Source organism: Bifidobacterium coryneforme (genome assembly GCF_000737865.1).
Classification (GTDB): Bacteria; Actinomycetota; Actinomycetes; order Actinomycetales; family Bifidobacteriaceae; genus Bombiscardovia; species Bombiscardovia coryneformis.
Map to the genome: position 1 here is coordinate 343,136 of NZ_CP007287.1, position 15,417 is coordinate 358,552.

Here is a 15,417-nt window from a genome sequence, read left to right on the forward strand (position 1 = left end):
GTTGATAGGTTGGGGGTGGAGGCGGCCCGGTGTTGGGATGTTGGGTGGGCCGCCTCCAGATGGCCAGAGGGTGGGGACCCCCTTATATGGCCTCTTACTCAGGTGAAGTATTGGTGGTTGTGGGCAGGTTGTGCCTGTGTCGGTTGGCCTTGGCCGTCGCGAGGGCGAAGGAGCCGGCGATGACCAGGAGGATGATGCCCACGCCTCCAGCGTTGGGCAGGCTGCCCGTGTGCTGGTAGGTGTACGTGTTGGTGGTGTCGTCGGGCTGGGGTTGCCCGGCCAGGGCCCACCGGACGCGTACGGGCACGGGGCCCGGGTCGTGGGCGGTGGTGGTGGCCTGCCAGGTGTTCGGTCCGGTCTGCCTGAGAGGAAGTGCGACGTTGTCGATGGTCAGCCCGGTGGGTGTGGGCTGTGGGGGGATGGCGGCCTTGCGTGGTGCGGGTGTGGGGTTGGTGTCGCCGTGGCCTGTTTGTCCGTTGGTGTTGTCTCCCCAGGCTTGGGTGTCGCCGTTGGTGTCGATGGCGATGGTGGTGTCGCCTCCTGCGGCGGTGAGGGTGGTGTTCAGTCCGGGTATGGCCGTGGGCTGTGTCGGTGTGCCGGTGGTGTGGCCGAGCTGGCCGCTGGTGTTGTCTCCCCATGCCCAGGTGCGGTGGTCCTGTCCGGTGGCGACGCTGTGGTTGCGTCCGGTGGAGACGTGGGTGAACCGGTACGTGTCGGCCGTGCCCGCCGTCCGTATGCGCGCGGGTGTGGCGGTGTCGGTGCCGTCGGCGAGCCTGCCCCAGGCCCAGAGTCGTCCCTGCCGGTCGATGGCGAGCGTGTGGTCGCCTCCGGCGCTGGCCTGGACGTAGCCCGCGGGCTGCTGCGGGTCGGGGGCGGCTGCGGCTGCGGGGGTTCCGGTGTCGTCGTGGCCGAGCTGGCCGTGCGTGTTCGATCCCCAGGTGTACAGGTTGCCGTCGGATCCGATCGCCGCGGCGTGCGTGTCGCCCGCCGCGATCTGCTCGTACCGGAATGCGGGGGGCGCGTCCTGGGGCAGGGCGACCCTGACGGGCCGGGAGCTGCTGGCGGTGTGTGCCGTGTCGCCGAGTCCGCCGGGCAGGCTGCCCCACGCGTAGAGGTTGTCATCCGACCCTAAGGCCATGGTGTAGCCGTCATCGGCAGCGGCCCGCACCCAGGTGAACGTGCTGTCGGTGCCACGGGGGAGGGCGGCCTTGACGGGCCTGGTTCGCTGGCTGGTGGTGCCGTCACCGAGCTGCCCTTGGGTGTTGTCCCCCCAGGTGTAGAGCTGTCCGTCGCTGCCGACGGCGGCGCTGTGGGTGCGTCCCGCCGCGGCCTGCACCCAGGTGAACGTGGTGTCGGTGCCGTCGGGCTTTGCGACCCGGACTGGGGTGGTGCGTCGGGTGGTGGTGCCGTCACCGAGCTGCCCGTTGGTGTTGTCTCCCCATGCGTAGAGTTGCCCGTCGGAGCCGATGCCGAGGCTGGTGGTGCCGCCCGTGTCGATGGAGGCGAGGCGGATGTCGGGTGCGGCGGGTGCGGTGAGGGTGACGGTGTCGTCGCCGTATTCGCTGCCGTGGTCCGGGCTCAGGGTCCACCTGCCGGTCCGGTGCCACCGTGCGGTCAAGGTCGTGTCGTGCTCCAGCGGCTGGGTGAAATCGTAGGCGACGTTCCCGTCGAACCATCCGTCGAAGGTCCACCCGGCCTCGGCCGGGTCTTCGGGCCGCCTGGTGGGCTCGCCTGCGGGGACCTGCTGCACGTTAGGGGCGTTGCCGTGCTGGCTGGTGAAGGTGAGGGAGGCCATGTCCCCCGTGTACATGAATTGCAGGCTGGTGTCCTCGGGCTGTCCCTGCCCGGTATCGGTTGATTGGATGGTTAGGGCGACGGCTTCGGGACGGTGCCTGGGCGAAGCGGCATGCCACCCGTCCGCCCGGCGGCGCACCTGGCTCGCGCTGGGCTTGGTTCCGAACAGGACCCCGGTGACGGGGGAGCCGACAGGCCGCCACACCATGGCCGGATTCGGATGGGCTGCGGTGGACGTGTTTCCGTCGCTGGTGCTGGTGCCGAGCTGGCCGGAGTCGTTGGCTCCGAACGCGTACACGTCCCAGTCAGAGCCAACGGCCAATGTATGGGAGCCGACGGGTGACGTGCTGAGGCTCGTATACGTGAACCCTGAGGGTGTTCCCTTGGGGTTTGGCATGCGGGCAGGGGCCACGCCGTCGCTGGTGCCGTTGCCGGTGGTGGTGCCCAGCTGCCCGTACTGGTTGCCGCCCCAGGTCCAGATCCCGGAGTCGGTCAGTGCGGCGGAGTGGGTGCGTCCGGCGCTGACGCCGGTGGCCCCGGTTACGCCGGGAACGACGCTCGCCGTGCATGCGGGTTCGGCATCGGTGGGGGTGCGGCCCAGCTGTCCGCTCTCGTTGTGCCCCCATGTGTAGACGGTCCCATCCCGGGCGACGCCTGCGGAGTGATCGCTACCCGCGCTGACGGCTCTGAACCTCGTCTCCGTGATGGCTGTCGGTGCGTAGTTGACATAGACATAAAGAACCCACGACTCGTTCCAGGGTTTATTCCACGGATTATCGTGACCGAGCAGGTCGTTGTCGCTCGTGGTGCCTCTGGTGTTGCTGCCGCCCCAGGTCCAGGCGGTTCCGTTTATGTCCAGGCCGATGGAGTGCCTGGTGCCCGCGCTGACGGAGGCGAAGGCCGCCTCGGGCACGCCCACACCCGTGGGCGTTGTAGTTGTTGTTTCGGTGCCTGTACTGAAGCCCAGCTGCTGGTATTGGTTGTCTCCCCAGGTCCAGGTGTTGCCTTCGTTGTCTATGGCCATGCTGTGGTCGGTTCCGGCGCTGATGGCGATGAAGGTCGCGCCCGTGGGCGTGGCGGCCTGTCCGGGCTTGTCGGCGGGGTTGTTGTCGTCTGGGGTGCGGCCGAGCTGTCCCTTGGAGTTGTTTCCCCAGGTCCAGATGTTGCCGTCCCGGTCCAGGGCCATGGAGTGGCTGCCTCCGGCGGCCGTCTGGATGAATCCTGTGCCTGTACCTGTGGGTGTGGTGGCTTTGGTGGCGGTGGTCTGGTTTGTGGTGGTGCCGTTGCCGAGCTGGCCGTTGGTGTTGTTGCCCCATGCGTACAGGTTGCCGTCGCTGCCTACGGCGAGCGAGTGGGACTGTCCGGCGGATACCTGGGTGAATCGTACCGGTGCGGTGGGGGTGTCGATGCGTACATCGGTGCCGCCCCGCCAGGGTCCTCGGGCGGGGTCGGCCTTCCACCGGCCCCATCTGGCGGTCAGGACCGTGTCCCCGCTTATGGGCTGGGTGAAATCGTAGGGTTTGTCGTCCTGGAACCATCCGTTGAAGGTCCACCCGTCGTCTGTGGCGGGGTCGTCCGGGCGGCGGGCGGTGTCGCCGACGATGACCTGCTGGGACGGGATGGGGGAGCCGTGTTCAGTTTTGAAGGTGACGGTGGCGGTGTCGCCGGTGTAGGTGAACCGGTGGCTGGTCTCGTCGGGTTGTGGGATGCCCTTGTACGTGTACTGGATGGTGAGGGCTACAGTGCCCAGTTTGTGCCTGGGCGAGGTGGCGTGCCACCCGTCGAAGGCGCGGTATGGGCCGCCGATGTTGCGGGCCTCGCCGAACAGCACCTTCGTGAGATCCCGGTCGACAGGACGCCAAGCCTTGATTGGCAGAGGGAAGCGGATGCCATAGGTGAGGATGGTGCCGTTGCCGAGCTCACCGTGATCATTCCTTCCGCACGTGTACACTTCGCCATCTGACCCAATGAGTGCGGCGTGACTATAGTCGAGTGCGACGTTGACGTAGTGAAAGTCTGCAGGTGCCCCGTCTGGGTTGGCGAATCGAGTGATGACGGATTCGGTGGGATCGCGGTTAGTGGTGCCATTGCCGAGCTGGCCTTCTCTGTTAAATCCCCACGCCCATACGCCGGTGTCGGTGATGACGGCATTTTGAGTGCTTGCGCCGAGTTGGAAGGCTCCGGTCAGGCCGGGGACCTGCCCGGGACGGTCGGCGGGGTTTTTGTCGTCTACGGTACGGCCAAGGATAATTATGGCATTTCTCAGGTCCTCGACATGGTTAAAGTCATAGGAAAATGTGTCCATCCAGGTCCAGACGGTCCGGTCCCGCGCGATGGCTATGAAATTATTCCATCCGACGCTGATGGCCGTGAACCTCGTATCGGTATCGACAAGGTGGGGATTCAAATTGTTTGTTGTTCGACCAGTGTGTTCTCCCCAGGTCCAGACGGTTCCGTCCGCGGTAAGGACTATGCCGTAGTTTATCTTGGCGCTGATTGCGATCGCCGCGGGTAAGTCCAACGTGCCGGGCTTATCTTTAAATAAGCTCTCGATTCCCCAGGTCCAGACTCTACCGTCCCGGTCGAGGGCCATGGAGTAGCCGCTACCTGCGGCAACCTGGGTGAATTTCACCCCTTCCGGTACTGAGATTAGACCGGGATTGGGGTCATTTGCACTGCCGCCGGAGGTGGGACGGCCGAGAACGCCACCAGAGCTGCTGCCCCAGGTCCAGACTCTACCGTCCCGGTCGAGGGCCATGGAGTGGAGGTAAGACCCGGCGGCCACCTGGGTGAACTTCACTCCCTCCGGCATGGTGATCATCCGCGCATCGGCTAAGTTTCGGCTCTGGTCACCACCCATCCCCATTCGCCCTTCTTGATCTTCCCCCCATGCGTAGGCGTTGCCATCGCTGCCCAGCCCTAGGCAGTAGTTGTCGCCTAGGGTAACTTGGGCGAGTCGTACTTGGCTGCCTGGGGTGTCGATTTTGACGTTGGTGCCGCCGTGCCAGGGTCCTGTGCCGGGGCTGGTGTTCCATTTGCCCCATTTGGCGGTGAGGGTCAGGTCCTGGGTGACGGGCTTGGTGAAGTCGTAGGCGAGGTCGCCTTGGAACCAGCCGTTGAAGGTCCATCCGGGCCTGGTGGGGTCGTCGTGTGGCCATGTGGCGGTCTTGCCGTCGGGGATGGTCTGTCTGGCCGGCATGCCCTGGGTGTCTGGCTGTGAGGTGAAGGTGACCGTGTGGCTGCCGGTCCTGGCCTGCAGCGGGTTCTCCTTCGAGCCGGTTGTTTGCGTTCCGGCGGGTGTGGTGGCCTGCCCGGTGGCGAGCGGGTTTGGCGTGGACAGCGGCGTGGGCGTCGCCGTGGCTGTCGTGGGCTGGGTCGCCGCTGCCGGGGACTGCGGTGTTGCGGTAGGTGATGGCATAGCGTTCGGTGCTGTCAGATCCTCATTGGCGACCGGGGATTGACCCCCCCCCCCCGTTGATTTGAGAGTAGGAGGTGATGTCGTTCTCTTGATGGGAGTCGGTGGCCTGCGCCCCCGCTGTCAGACCACCGCCCATGACGGAAAGGACCGCCAGGGCCGCGACGACGGGGCGTACGAAACAACGACTATGGAACGCGTTCCAAATAAGCATGCGACTAAGCACCTCACCAACTCATTTCCTGGCCCAAGTAACAACTACCGACTCGTCCCCAAAACGAAGCCGGAGTGGCCCGGACCTGGAATCACCCCTTCAAAAGTAAACTTACTTGACCCTACCACCCCGTGGTCCCCCCACGCAACGCGGCAGGGGTACGGCGAAAGCAGCTGCCCCGGCTGTTCCCTGGCAGGAGTAAGGTCCGGCTGGTTCTCGGATGGAGTCCAACCGGTGAGAGGCGAAGGGATTATCCGGGAGAATTCGAGGTGAGCCGGTTCATATGTCGGGATCATGTTCCTTGCGAGGAGGAAGCATGGAAGCCGGCCTGGCCTTCAACGTAGCAGGCTGATCCCGGTCCAGACGGCCCAGAGGGCGGCCAGACCCAGATAGGGCCACCAGTGTGACCTGGTCACGGCCGCGAATTCCCGGATGAACGCCGTGGGCCAGTAGTAGCCCTTAGTGTGGGAGCCGACCCCATCGGCCTTGAGACCCACCTTGCTGGCATATTCGCTGGCGCGGAAAACGTGGTAGTCGCTGGTCACCAGGGCCACCCGATATTCCTGCGGCCCCCTGCCGGCCCTGTGCAGGTCGTCCAGAATCCCCTTGGAATAACGGAGGTTCTCCATGGTAGTGGTTGATCTGTTTTCCATGATGATGGCCTCAGCCGGTACTCCGCAGGAGTTCATCAGGTAGTTCGACATGGCCTGGGCCTCGCTCACCTCCTCGTCGGGACCCTGCCCGCCCGAGACCACGAACCTGCCTTGCTTGCCCTGTTTCCGCCAGAGCTGTAAGGCCTTGTCGAGCCGACCACGGAGGAGTGGGGTGGGCCGGTCCCCGTTCAGTCCGGCGCCGTGCACGATGATGTAGTCGTACCGCCGCTTGCGGGGGAGTGCCCGGTAGAGCCAGGAGTAAAGCAGGAGGGCCACGAAGGAGAAGAAGAACCAGGTGCCCTCCAGGCTGACGAGCCCCGCAGGAACCAGACACCAGCGGGGGGCGTCGAGGATGAGCAGGAGGGGGGAGAGCAGCAGGTAGAAGGCCATGGCCAGAGCCAGGAGGGCTGGTAGAAGAGTGGTCAGGGAGACACCTTCGCGCCGGGTGACGATGACCGTGTTGGCCAGGAGAAAGGCCACGACGAGGATGGGTGTGAGAATCACCAGGCCGACAATGGGCAGAATCAACCATCGCAAACCGAATTGCAGGACCAGGGTTCCGCTCAGGAACACCAGGAAGAGAAGGAGCCAGATGGCGTTGCGGAATTGCCTGGGTTCACGGTGCAGGCCAAACAGGAGGAAGAGGCCCGAGATGATGGTGGGGGAGTAGAGCAGGAGCAGCTGAGGGATATTAATCATGCCATACACCTGGTTTCGTGGCTGGAGAGGGTCCTACTCCATAGCCTACCCAGGTCGGGTGTCAATGTGCACTGTGGTTGGTGTGGCGCGTTTACAGGGTTTCGGGGTGTTCCCCGCAACAGGCAACCATCCCGACGGGTGAGGGTAGAGGGTGTCGTTACCCCGGCCTCAGCCCAGCCCCGGCAGAAGTCCGCCCGGCGGATCGATGGTGACATACCCCTCGTCAGGATTGACTTCGGGCACCAACTGCTCGACGAAGGGAATCAGGCCGGTTGCGGGGCTGTCGTCAGCAGTCTGTCGGCCCGAGGGCAAATCACCGGAACGGCCCGGAAGGGAGTCATCGTTCCCTGCGGCAGGGGAGGGGGATCCCATCTCGATGTCGAGCTGTTGCTGGGCCGAACCGTCCAGCACATCCCTGACCCTGCCGACAACCTCGCCCTCCGGTAGTCCGAGCCCGTTGCCCTGGGCCATACGAACCTCCAGGCCAATCAGGTCGGTGAGGTACCAGGAATCCTCGTCGGCCAGGTCCTCGGCCGGATCGGCTTCCACATAGAGTTCCGTGCCGTTCAGGGCCTCGGAAGCGTTCCTGTCGTCGACACCCTCGAAGAGAACGATCCAGCGTTGCTTGAACCGCCGCGAGCGAACAACCGTGAAGACCTCACCATCCCTGGTCTCCAGTTGGGCTCCGGGAGAGAACCGCCTCTCCGGTTCGTCCGTGTATGAATAGACGTTGACCTCGCCCTTGAGTCCCTGGGCGCGGCCGATACGGCAGACCCTCAGCAACTCGCGTTGCCGAGGGTCTCTACCGTCACTGCTGTGGTTGGTGGACTGGCTGGAGCTCACCGGCGCACATCCATGATGTCGACGCGCACCTTGTGATCGGCCAGTGCCTGAATCACGGCTCGGATGGCATTGGCGGTCCTGCCGCCTCTGCCGATCACACGGCCGATGTCCTCGGGATTGACCCTCACTCGGAGCAACTCACCCCTGGGGTTCTCATGGGACTTGACCGATACATCGTCAGGGAAATCCACGATGTTCCTGATCAGGTGCTCAACGGCCTGTGCAAGCATGATAGCCAGCCCTTCCACTCACGTACTGTTACTCCGCAGCTGCGGGGTTCTCCTCGGCGCCGGACTCGGCGGCTTCCTCAACCTGGGCGGCGTCGGCTGCCTCATCGGCCTTGGGGGCTTCCTTCTCGGCGGCAGCCTTGGCCTTGGCCTCAGCCTCGGACTTGGCGGCCTTGAGCTTCTGGGCCTCGTTCTGGGCCTGCTCGATGCGAGCCTGGGCGTCCATCTCGGCCTCGGGCATCTTCAGGGTGCCTTCCTTGCCGGGCAGATCCTTGAACTTCTGCCAGTCGCCGGTGATCTTCAGGAGGTTGAAGACGGGGTCGCTGGGCTGTGCGCCCACACCCAGCCAGTACTGGGCGCGCTCCGAGTCGATCTTGATGGAAGAGGGCTGGGTGTTGGGATCGTAGGTGCCGATCTCCTCGATGACCTTGCCGTCGCGCTTCTTGCGGGAATCGACCACAACCACGCGGTAGAAGGCGTAGAACTTCTTGCCCATTCTCTTCAGACGAATCTTGGTTGCCAAAATGGCTCTCCTTGTATTTGGTGCGCCTGGCAACGTCTCCATGTGGGGCATGGTGGCGCTGTTCGGCATGTTCCTCATGCGCCAGCGGCTTGAGAGGGCACCGTCGGACATGAATAACAGCAAAAGTATACCTCATGAGGCGGATATGGGTTCCCCTCCCGTCGCCCGGCCGCTTGTTACCCGGGGCGGCCTGGGTGGTCAGGGCAGAATCAGGTCGGCCACCAGTCCGCGGTGGTCGGTGCCAGGGACACCGATGGCATGCAGGCTACCGACCCTGATGCCCTGACTGATGAGGATGTGGTCGATTTCAATCATGGGCGGCAGGCCCATCACCTGGTATGGGAAGGTGGGGTGGAGGCCCCTGCCCAGCGAAAGCGAGGCGTCCAGGAGGTTGCCTGCGGTCAGCATGGACCGGAAGGTCGGATGGTGGATGTTGGCGTTGCAGTCACCCATGATGATGGTGAAGGCCGGTTTGGTACCGGGCCTGTCTTCGGATGAGGTCCCTTCGGTAGGCACCTCCGCCCCGTTGATCAGGGCCAGCCGCTCGATGCCTTGGCCCCACTGCCGGGCTCCGCGCTGTGGTGAGCGGGGATGGACCGAGGCAAGACGCACCGGGCCGGCTGCGGTGTTCACCCTCATGGTGGGGACGGATGAGGCCTCCAGATCAATGGCGGCACGACGGGAATCCTCGGGGGTCGTGCGTGAGAAGAGGACATTGCGCCCCCCATTGTCCACCTCGGTGGGGGAACCCTCCACCAGATGGGGGAGGGTGGCCCGCAAGCCTGCCTTTTCCAGACGATTCAAGAGGGAGGAGTCAACCTCTTGCAAGGCCAGGATGTCTATATGGTGCCGCCGGACCTGGTCCACGATGGATTGTGGGTCGGCCTTTCCGTACCGGCAATTCAGGGTCATGACCGACAGGGTTGCAACCGATGCCGGGTCGGAGACCCGATTGCGGTTTTCACTCCTCCCTATGACGCTACGTGGGCCGGACCCTGTCCGGTACCCCAGGTGCCATACGGAAACCAGGGTCAGCTCCACCAGTGCCAGGGCGGTCTGTGGCCATGCCTGAATCAGGATGGCCCAGACCAAGAGGGCCAGGAGCGGGGCCGAGAGCAGGTCGATCAGGGCGATCAGCTCCACCAATGGACGGTGTCTGTCGGCTCCGGCCGGAAGATATCGCAGGGCCATCCACAGGGCGATGAGCGTCAGGAAAATCCAAAGGAGGGTATTCACGAGGAATCTCCTGAGGAGGGGTCAGTTGGCGCCGAAGAGCCCACCCAGTCCGCCACCCAGGTTGGGGGGCAGGTCGGGCATCCCCTCAGGCATTTGAGGGGCCTGGGGCTGCTTGGCGAAGGCGGAACCGCCGGATGTACCGCCCTTGCCTGACAGGCGGTCGCGCAAGGCCTTCTCCTCGGCCTCACGCTTCATGGGATTGCCGGACCGGGACCCCTTCTTTTTCTTGCCCTTCTTGCCGGCCTTGCCCTTGCCTCCGATGCCTGCTCCACCCATGCCGGGTATGGAACGGGCGCCGTTGGTCATCCTCTTCATCATCTTGGCGGCCTGCTCGAATCGTTGCAGGAGTCCGTTCACGGCCGAGACCGTGGTGCCTGCACCGTAGGCTATACGGGCCCTTCTGGAACCGTCGATGATCTTGGGGTTGCGTCGCTCCTCCGGAGTCATGGACTGGATGATGGCCTGGGTGCGGTCGACCTCCTTCTCGTCGAACTGCTCCAGTTCCTTGCGGTGCTGGGCCATACCCGGGATCATGCCCAGGATGCTCTTGAAGGATCCAAGCTTGCGGACCTGCTGGAGCTGTTCAAGGAAGTCGTCCAGGCCGAAGCTGCCCTCCGACATCTTCCCGGCCGCCTTGCGGGCCTCCTCCTCGTCGAACTCGCGCTGGGCCTGCTCGATCAGGGTCAGGATGTCGCCCATGTCGAGGATGCGGGATGCCATCCTGTCGGGGTGGAAGACCTCGAAGTCCTTCAGTCCCTCGCCGTTGGAGGCGAAGAGGATGGGCTTGCCGGTGACCGAGGCCACGGACAGGGCGGCACCGCCACGGGCATCGCCATCCAACTTCGAGAGGACGACTCCGGTGAAGTCGACCCCCTTGTTGAAGGCCTCGGCCGTGGCGACCGCATCCTGGCCAATCATGGCGTCGATGACGAAGAGTATCTCGTCAGGATTCACGGCATCGCGGATATTGCGTGCCTGCTCCATCAGCTCCTGGTCCACGCCCAGACGACCGGCCGTATCGATGATGACCACGTCGTAGAGCTTCTCCTGGGCCAGTCGGACCGAGTCGCGGGCCACCTGCACCGGGTCGCCCTGAGCCTGGCCGGGGGAGACCACATCGGAGCTCTCGCTCTGCACGCCGGGTTCGGGGGCGTAGACGGGCACCCCGGCCCGTTCGCCGACCACCTGGAGCTGGGTCACGGCGTTGGGGCGCTGAAGGTCGGCGGCCACCAGGAGCGGAGTGTGTCCGGCATCCTTGAGCCAGTATCCCAGCTTCCCCGCCAGGGTGGTCTTGCCTGCACCCTGAAGGCCGGCGAGCATGATGACCGTGGGCGGGTTCTTGGCGAAGTTGAGGGGTCGATCCACCCCGGATCCCAGGATTCCCGTCAGCTCCTCGTACACGATGGAGACGACCTGCTGAGCGGGGTTCAGCGCCTTGGAGACCTCTTCGCCCAGTGCCCGTTCGCGGATGCGGGCAGTGAAGGAACGCACCACATCCAAGGAGACATCGGCATCCAGAAGGGCGCGGCGAATCTCACGGATGGTCCCGTCGATATCCGTCTCGGTCAGTTTGCCCTTGGAACGCAGGTGGGTGAAGGCCTGTGAGAGCCGGTCGGTCAAAGATGAAAAAGCTGCCATAAGCACCCAAGTCTAACCGCTGACCGGGAGATTCGCCCTTGGGTTGCGGCATGGTCCGTCAATCCGTGGTGGCGGGCCTCGTCTATGCTAATGGTTAGCGAATCCTTTCGATGATTCGTGACGGGCAAGAATGCCCGATGGTTCCGCCGATGTAGGTGACCAGCATGATTCGAAAGGCTTGGCAGGATGCCCGCCCTGCGGATAAAAGGAGAAAACCGATGAACCCCGGAAATACGCCCATTACAGGACCATCTGGTCTGGAAGCGCTCATGATGCCCTCCGACTACCGGCCTCGTTGCATCAATGCAGAGAACCCGCATGGCGGAAAAGGGCAGGCCGCCCAGACCGCCAGCAAGCTGGGACCCTCCCGGAAGGGCACCCCCTGCCTGAACGATATACCGGCGGGGAGTCGTACTGTCCTGGCCGACGTGGATGGGCCTGGCATCATCCGCCATATCTGGATGACCGTCACCGATGCAACCTCGCCCACCGGCCCCAACGTGCTGCGAAACCTCATTCTGGAGTGGTACTGGGATGGGGAGGGAACCCCCTCGGTCTCGGTCCCGCTGGGCGATTTCTTCTGCTGCGGCCATGCCCAGGGTTGCCGGGTTGAATCGGCCGCCATGGCGGTCTATCCCAACCGGGGGTTCAACTGCTTCTTCCCCATGCCCTTCCACTCCCATGCCCGCCTGGTGCTGCGCAGTGAGCACAACGAGCCGATTCCCGCCTTCTTCTACCAGATCGACTATGTCGAGACCGACAGCCTCCCTGCGGATGCCATGACCTTCCACGCCCAGTGGCGCCGCCAGCGGCTGACCGACCTGGCCGATGACTACACCATCCTCGACGGGGTGGAGGGGAGGGGCTCCTATGTGGGCACCTACCTGGCCCTCACCGCCCTGGAGAGCCGCTGGTGGGGCGAAGGTGAGGTCAAGATGTACCTCGACGGCGACCGGGACTATCCCACCTGGTGCTCGACGGGTTCGGAAGACTACTTCGGCGGGGCCTGGAGTTTCGCGGACCGTGACGAGGCCGGCCGGATGTATGAGAGGACCTACAACGGCACCTACATGGGCTTCCCCCACAGGGCGAAGAACCTGGTGGGGAGGTCAAGCGACTACTGGGATACGGAGACCCCTGTCACCAGAGGGTTCTACCGCTGGCACATACCCGATCCCATCCCCTTCCAGAAGGACATCCGGGTGACCGTGCAGCAGATCGGCGTGGACGAGCAGGGTCTCTTCGAACGACAGGACGACCTTGCCAGCGTGGCCTATTGGTACCAGGGTGAGCCTCACAAGCCCTTCCCTGAGCAGGTGCTGGAGACCTCGGAGCGTCACCGCAGGCCAAGGTAAATTCCGTAGCGGGCCGGACCTGTAGCGGGTCCGGCCCGCTCTGATATCCACGCATGGCCGCACCGCCAAGCGCGGATATCAGACTGACGTGCGCTCGTAGAAGGTGGGTTTGCGCAGACTGACCAGGCCGGCGATTTGCTGCCCCTGCTCAATGGCCCCGGTCAGGATGTCGCATGCCGCCGCACAGAGCGGCTGGGGGGTCAGCGGCATCTCGGATATGCCCAGGTGTTCCAATGAACTGCTGGGTGTGCCGGCCGCGCAGGAGATGACCGATACATCGTCGGGGATGACGATGCCCCGTGACTGCAAGGCCCTGACGATCCCCAGCAGTTGTATGGGCCTCACCTCGCTGATGATGGAATCCACCCGGCGGTCCCGTATGGATTCGTAGGTCTGCTCTATGCAGTCCTCGCGGATGGTGCTCTGCTCCGCCTCGGTCAGATGCATGCCGTAGCGCTTGGCCCAGGTGTGCATGCTGTTGCGCATGATCAGCCGGTATGACGACCGCCTCTCGTACTCCTTGCGTGGCCCTTTGAGAAAGACCGGGCTGGTCCGGCCCTTGTCGTGGAGGGCCTCGATGGCCATGCGGCCCATCAGCTCGAAGTCAAGATCCACGCAGGCCAGGTCACTGTGGTGGCGGGGCAGACCGATGGCGATGCAGGGTCGGCCATAGGTCGCGGCCTGGGCGGCACGGATGTCGTCATCGACGATGTCCATCAGGATCACCCCATCGGCCAGGTTGCTCCGGGTCACCCTGCGAATGTCCTCTACGCCGTTTTCGGCGGTCAGCAGGAGGGAGTCGTACCCCCGTTCGTGCTCCTGGCGGGCCATCTCGATGAAGTAATCCGCATAGGATTCCTTGTTCTGCTTCAATCGGAGCGGGGCGCTCAGGGCCACGATGTTCTTGTGTTCGGAGCGCATCATCCGGGCACCGGCGTTGGGGGCGTAGTCCAGTTCCCTGGCGGCGTTCATGACGCGCTCATAGGTCTGGGGGCGGATGGGGCGCTTCCCCGAAAAGGCATAGGAGACCGTGCTGACCGACACCTTGGCCAGCCTTGCCACATCGCGTATGTCCGACAAGGAATACCCCTTCCACGGGTTGCTATTGGTTCAGGTGCCAGGTGGGTCCGTCGGGGGTGTCGACGATGGCGATACCGGCCTCTTCAAGTTCGTTTCTGATCTGGTCGGCCTGGTTGAAATCCTTGGCCTTGCGGGCCTCGGCCCTCTGGTCGAGTCGAGTGCGGATCAGGGCGTCCAGAGCCTGCTGCATGGGTTCGTCGTCCCGATTCGGGCCTGCCTGGTCGCTCCACTGGTCCGCCAGGGGGTCCAGGCCGAAAACGTCCAGCATGGCCCGCACCTGAAGGAGGGTGACCCTGAGGTCTTCCAGGGCCTCGTCGCGCTCCGGCCCTGCCGTGGAGCGGTTCCTATCCAGGTCATCCATGGACGAGTTGGCCGAGCGGATGGTCGAGAAGATGGCGGCCAGGGCGGCAGAGGCGTTGATGTCTTCGTTCATGGCCCGGGTGAAGTCGGCGGGCAACCCATCCGCACCCAGGGTCTCGACCTGGTCGCGCGAGGGTTGCCCGCCCAGGATTGCACCGGCGCGCTCTATGAAGTTGGCGATTCGCCCGTAGGCACCCTGGGCCTCGTGGAGGGTCTGGTCCGACCACTCCAGCATGGAACGGTACTGGACCGATATCAGGGCGTAGCGGACCACCCAGGCCGGGTATGCGGACAGGACCTGGTCCACGGAGAGCCCGTTGCCCAGGGACTTGCTCATCTTCTCACCCTTCTGGGTCACCCAGGCGGTGTGCATCCAGCGATGTGCGAAGCCCCAGCCAGCGGCGTGGGACTGGGCCATTTCGTTCTCGTGGTGGGGGAAGCGCAGATCGAGCCCACCTCCATGTATGTCGAAGTCGGCTCCCAGATAGCGATGGCTCATGGCCGAGCACTCCAGGTGCCAGCCCGGTCTGCCCGTGCCGAAGGGGGTCTTCCATCGGGCCGTGGACGGATCGGTGGGTTTCGGAGCCTTCCAGAGGGCGAAATCGCGGGGGTTGCGCTTGCCTGCCTCGCCCTGGTCGGCGGGGTTGTAAGGGTCGTCCCGCCCGTCGGCATCCACGCTGGGCCCCATCCGGTCGGCGATGGCGGCCTGCTCATCTGCGGCCTGGGTGCCGGTCTGCTGGTGGGTCAGCTCCCCGTAGTCAGGCCAGGAGGGCACGTCGAAGTAGACGTTGCCCGAAGGGTTCCCCTCGGCGTCGGGTACCACATAGGCATGGCCCCGGTCGATGATGCGCTGGACCAGATCGATCATGTCGGTGATGTGCCCGGTGGCCCGTGGCTCGTAAGTGGGGGGGAGGGCGCCCAGGGCCTCATATGCCCTGCTGAACTCCCGCTCGTAGATGTAGGCCCGCTCCCACCAGCGCTGACCGGCAGCCGAGGCCTTATCAAGAATCTTGTCGTCGATATCGGTCACATTGCGCACCAGGGTCACCTGGTAGCCCAGGCGCATCAGCCAGCGGCGAATCAGGTCGAAGGCCAGGGTGGTGCGGATATGGCCGATATGGGGTGAGGATTGGACCGTGGCCCCACAGACGTAGATGCCGACCCTGCCTTCTTCTATCGGATGGAAGGGGGTCACCTGATGGGTGGCCGTGTCATAGAGACGCAGATCGGCGGCCGCAAGGCTGACGGAATGCTTGTCATTTTGCGGATGTGAGCTCTTGTCCATAAGCCAGAGCCTATCAAGGCTTGTTGACCGGTGCAGCGTTTCGCGAACGCCTTGCCGAACCCTTTCGAATGCCTGGTTCAGCCCGGCCGGCAACA

General features: G+C 64.3%; 9 protein-coding genes and 1 pseudogene. 1 reads left to right on the forward strand and 9 read right to left on the reverse strand.

Annotated elements, in window-relative coordinates; genetic code table 11:
• Nucleotides 1–94 precede the first annotated feature (94 nt).
• The 7 genes and pseudogenes from bcor_RS01240 to ffh all read right to left on the reverse strand — a co-directional run bounded on the left by bcor_RS01240 (nt 95) and on the right by ffh (nt 11,242).
• Nucleotides 95–5,423 (reverse strand): annotated as a pseudogene (locus bcor_RS01240) (RCC1 domain-containing protein).
• Nucleotides 5,424–5,758: 335 nt separating this feature from the next.
• Complete coding sequence (locus tag bcor_RS01250; protein WP_033498702.1) at nt 5,759–6,775, reverse strand: YdcF family protein; 1,017 nt, start codon at nt 6,773–6,775, stop codon at nt 5,759–5,761.
• A gap of 168 nt (nt 6,776–6,943) precedes the next feature.
• Nucleotides 6,944–7,618, reverse strand: a complete 675-nt coding sequence (rimM, locus tag bcor_RS01255) for a ribosome maturation factor RimM (RefSeq protein ID WP_051875581.1) — start codon at nt 7,616–7,618, stop codon at nt 6,944–6,946.
• Complete coding sequence (locus bcor_RS01260; RefSeq protein WP_033491689.1) at nt 7,615–7,848, reverse strand: RNA-binding protein; 234 nt, start codon at nt 7,846–7,848, stop codon at nt 7,615–7,617. Before bcor_RS01260 ends, rimM begins: the two co-directional genes overlap by 4 nt.
• Nucleotides 7,849–7,876: 28 nt before the next feature.
• Nucleotides 7,877–8,368 (reverse strand): 30S ribosomal protein S16, encoded by a 492-nt coding sequence (rpsP, locus tag bcor_RS01265; protein WP_033491638.1) that lies wholly within the window; start codon nt 8,366–8,368, stop codon nt 7,877–7,879.
• 198 nt (nt 8,369–8,566) lie between these two features.
• Nucleotides 8,567–9,604: an endonuclease/exonuclease/phosphatase family protein gene (locus bcor_RS01270; RefSeq protein ID WP_033498701.1), complete on the reverse strand. Its 1,038-nt coding sequence runs from the start codon at nt 9,602–9,604 to the stop codon at nt 8,567–8,569.
• Nucleotides 9,605–9,625: 21 nt separating this feature from the next.
• Complete coding sequence (ffh, locus tag bcor_RS01275) at nt 9,626–11,242, reverse strand: signal recognition particle protein (RefSeq protein WP_033498700.1); 1,617 nt, start codon at nt 11,240–11,242, stop codon at nt 9,626–9,628.
• 218 nt (nt 11,243–11,460) lie between these two features.
• Here ffh and bcor_RS01280 point away from each other — a divergent pair, with 218 nt between their 5' ends.
• The gene (locus tag bcor_RS01280) at nt 11,461–12,597 is read left to right on the forward strand and encodes a glycoside hydrolase family 172 protein (protein WP_033498699.1); all 1,137 of its coding nucleotides are present in this window, start codon (nt 11,461–11,463) and stop codon (nt 12,595–12,597) included.
• Nucleotides 12,598–12,675: 78 nt separating this feature from the next.
• Here the strand turns inward: bcor_RS01280 and bcor_RS01285 are convergent, their stop codons facing one another.
• Both bcor_RS01285 and cysS read right to left on the reverse strand, forming a co-directional pair.
• Nucleotides 12,676–13,677 (reverse strand): LacI family DNA-binding transcriptional regulator, encoded by a 1,002-nt coding sequence (locus tag bcor_RS01285; protein ID WP_033498698.1) that lies wholly within the window; start codon nt 13,675–13,677, stop codon nt 12,676–12,678.
• Nucleotides 13,678–13,699: 22 nt separating this feature from the next.
• Nucleotides 13,700–15,322: a cysteine--tRNA ligase gene (gene cysS / locus bcor_RS01290; RefSeq protein ID WP_033498697.1), complete on the reverse strand. Its 1,623-nt coding sequence runs from the start codon at nt 15,320–15,322 to the stop codon at nt 13,700–13,702.
• Nucleotides 15,323–15,417 lie beyond the last annotated feature (95 nt).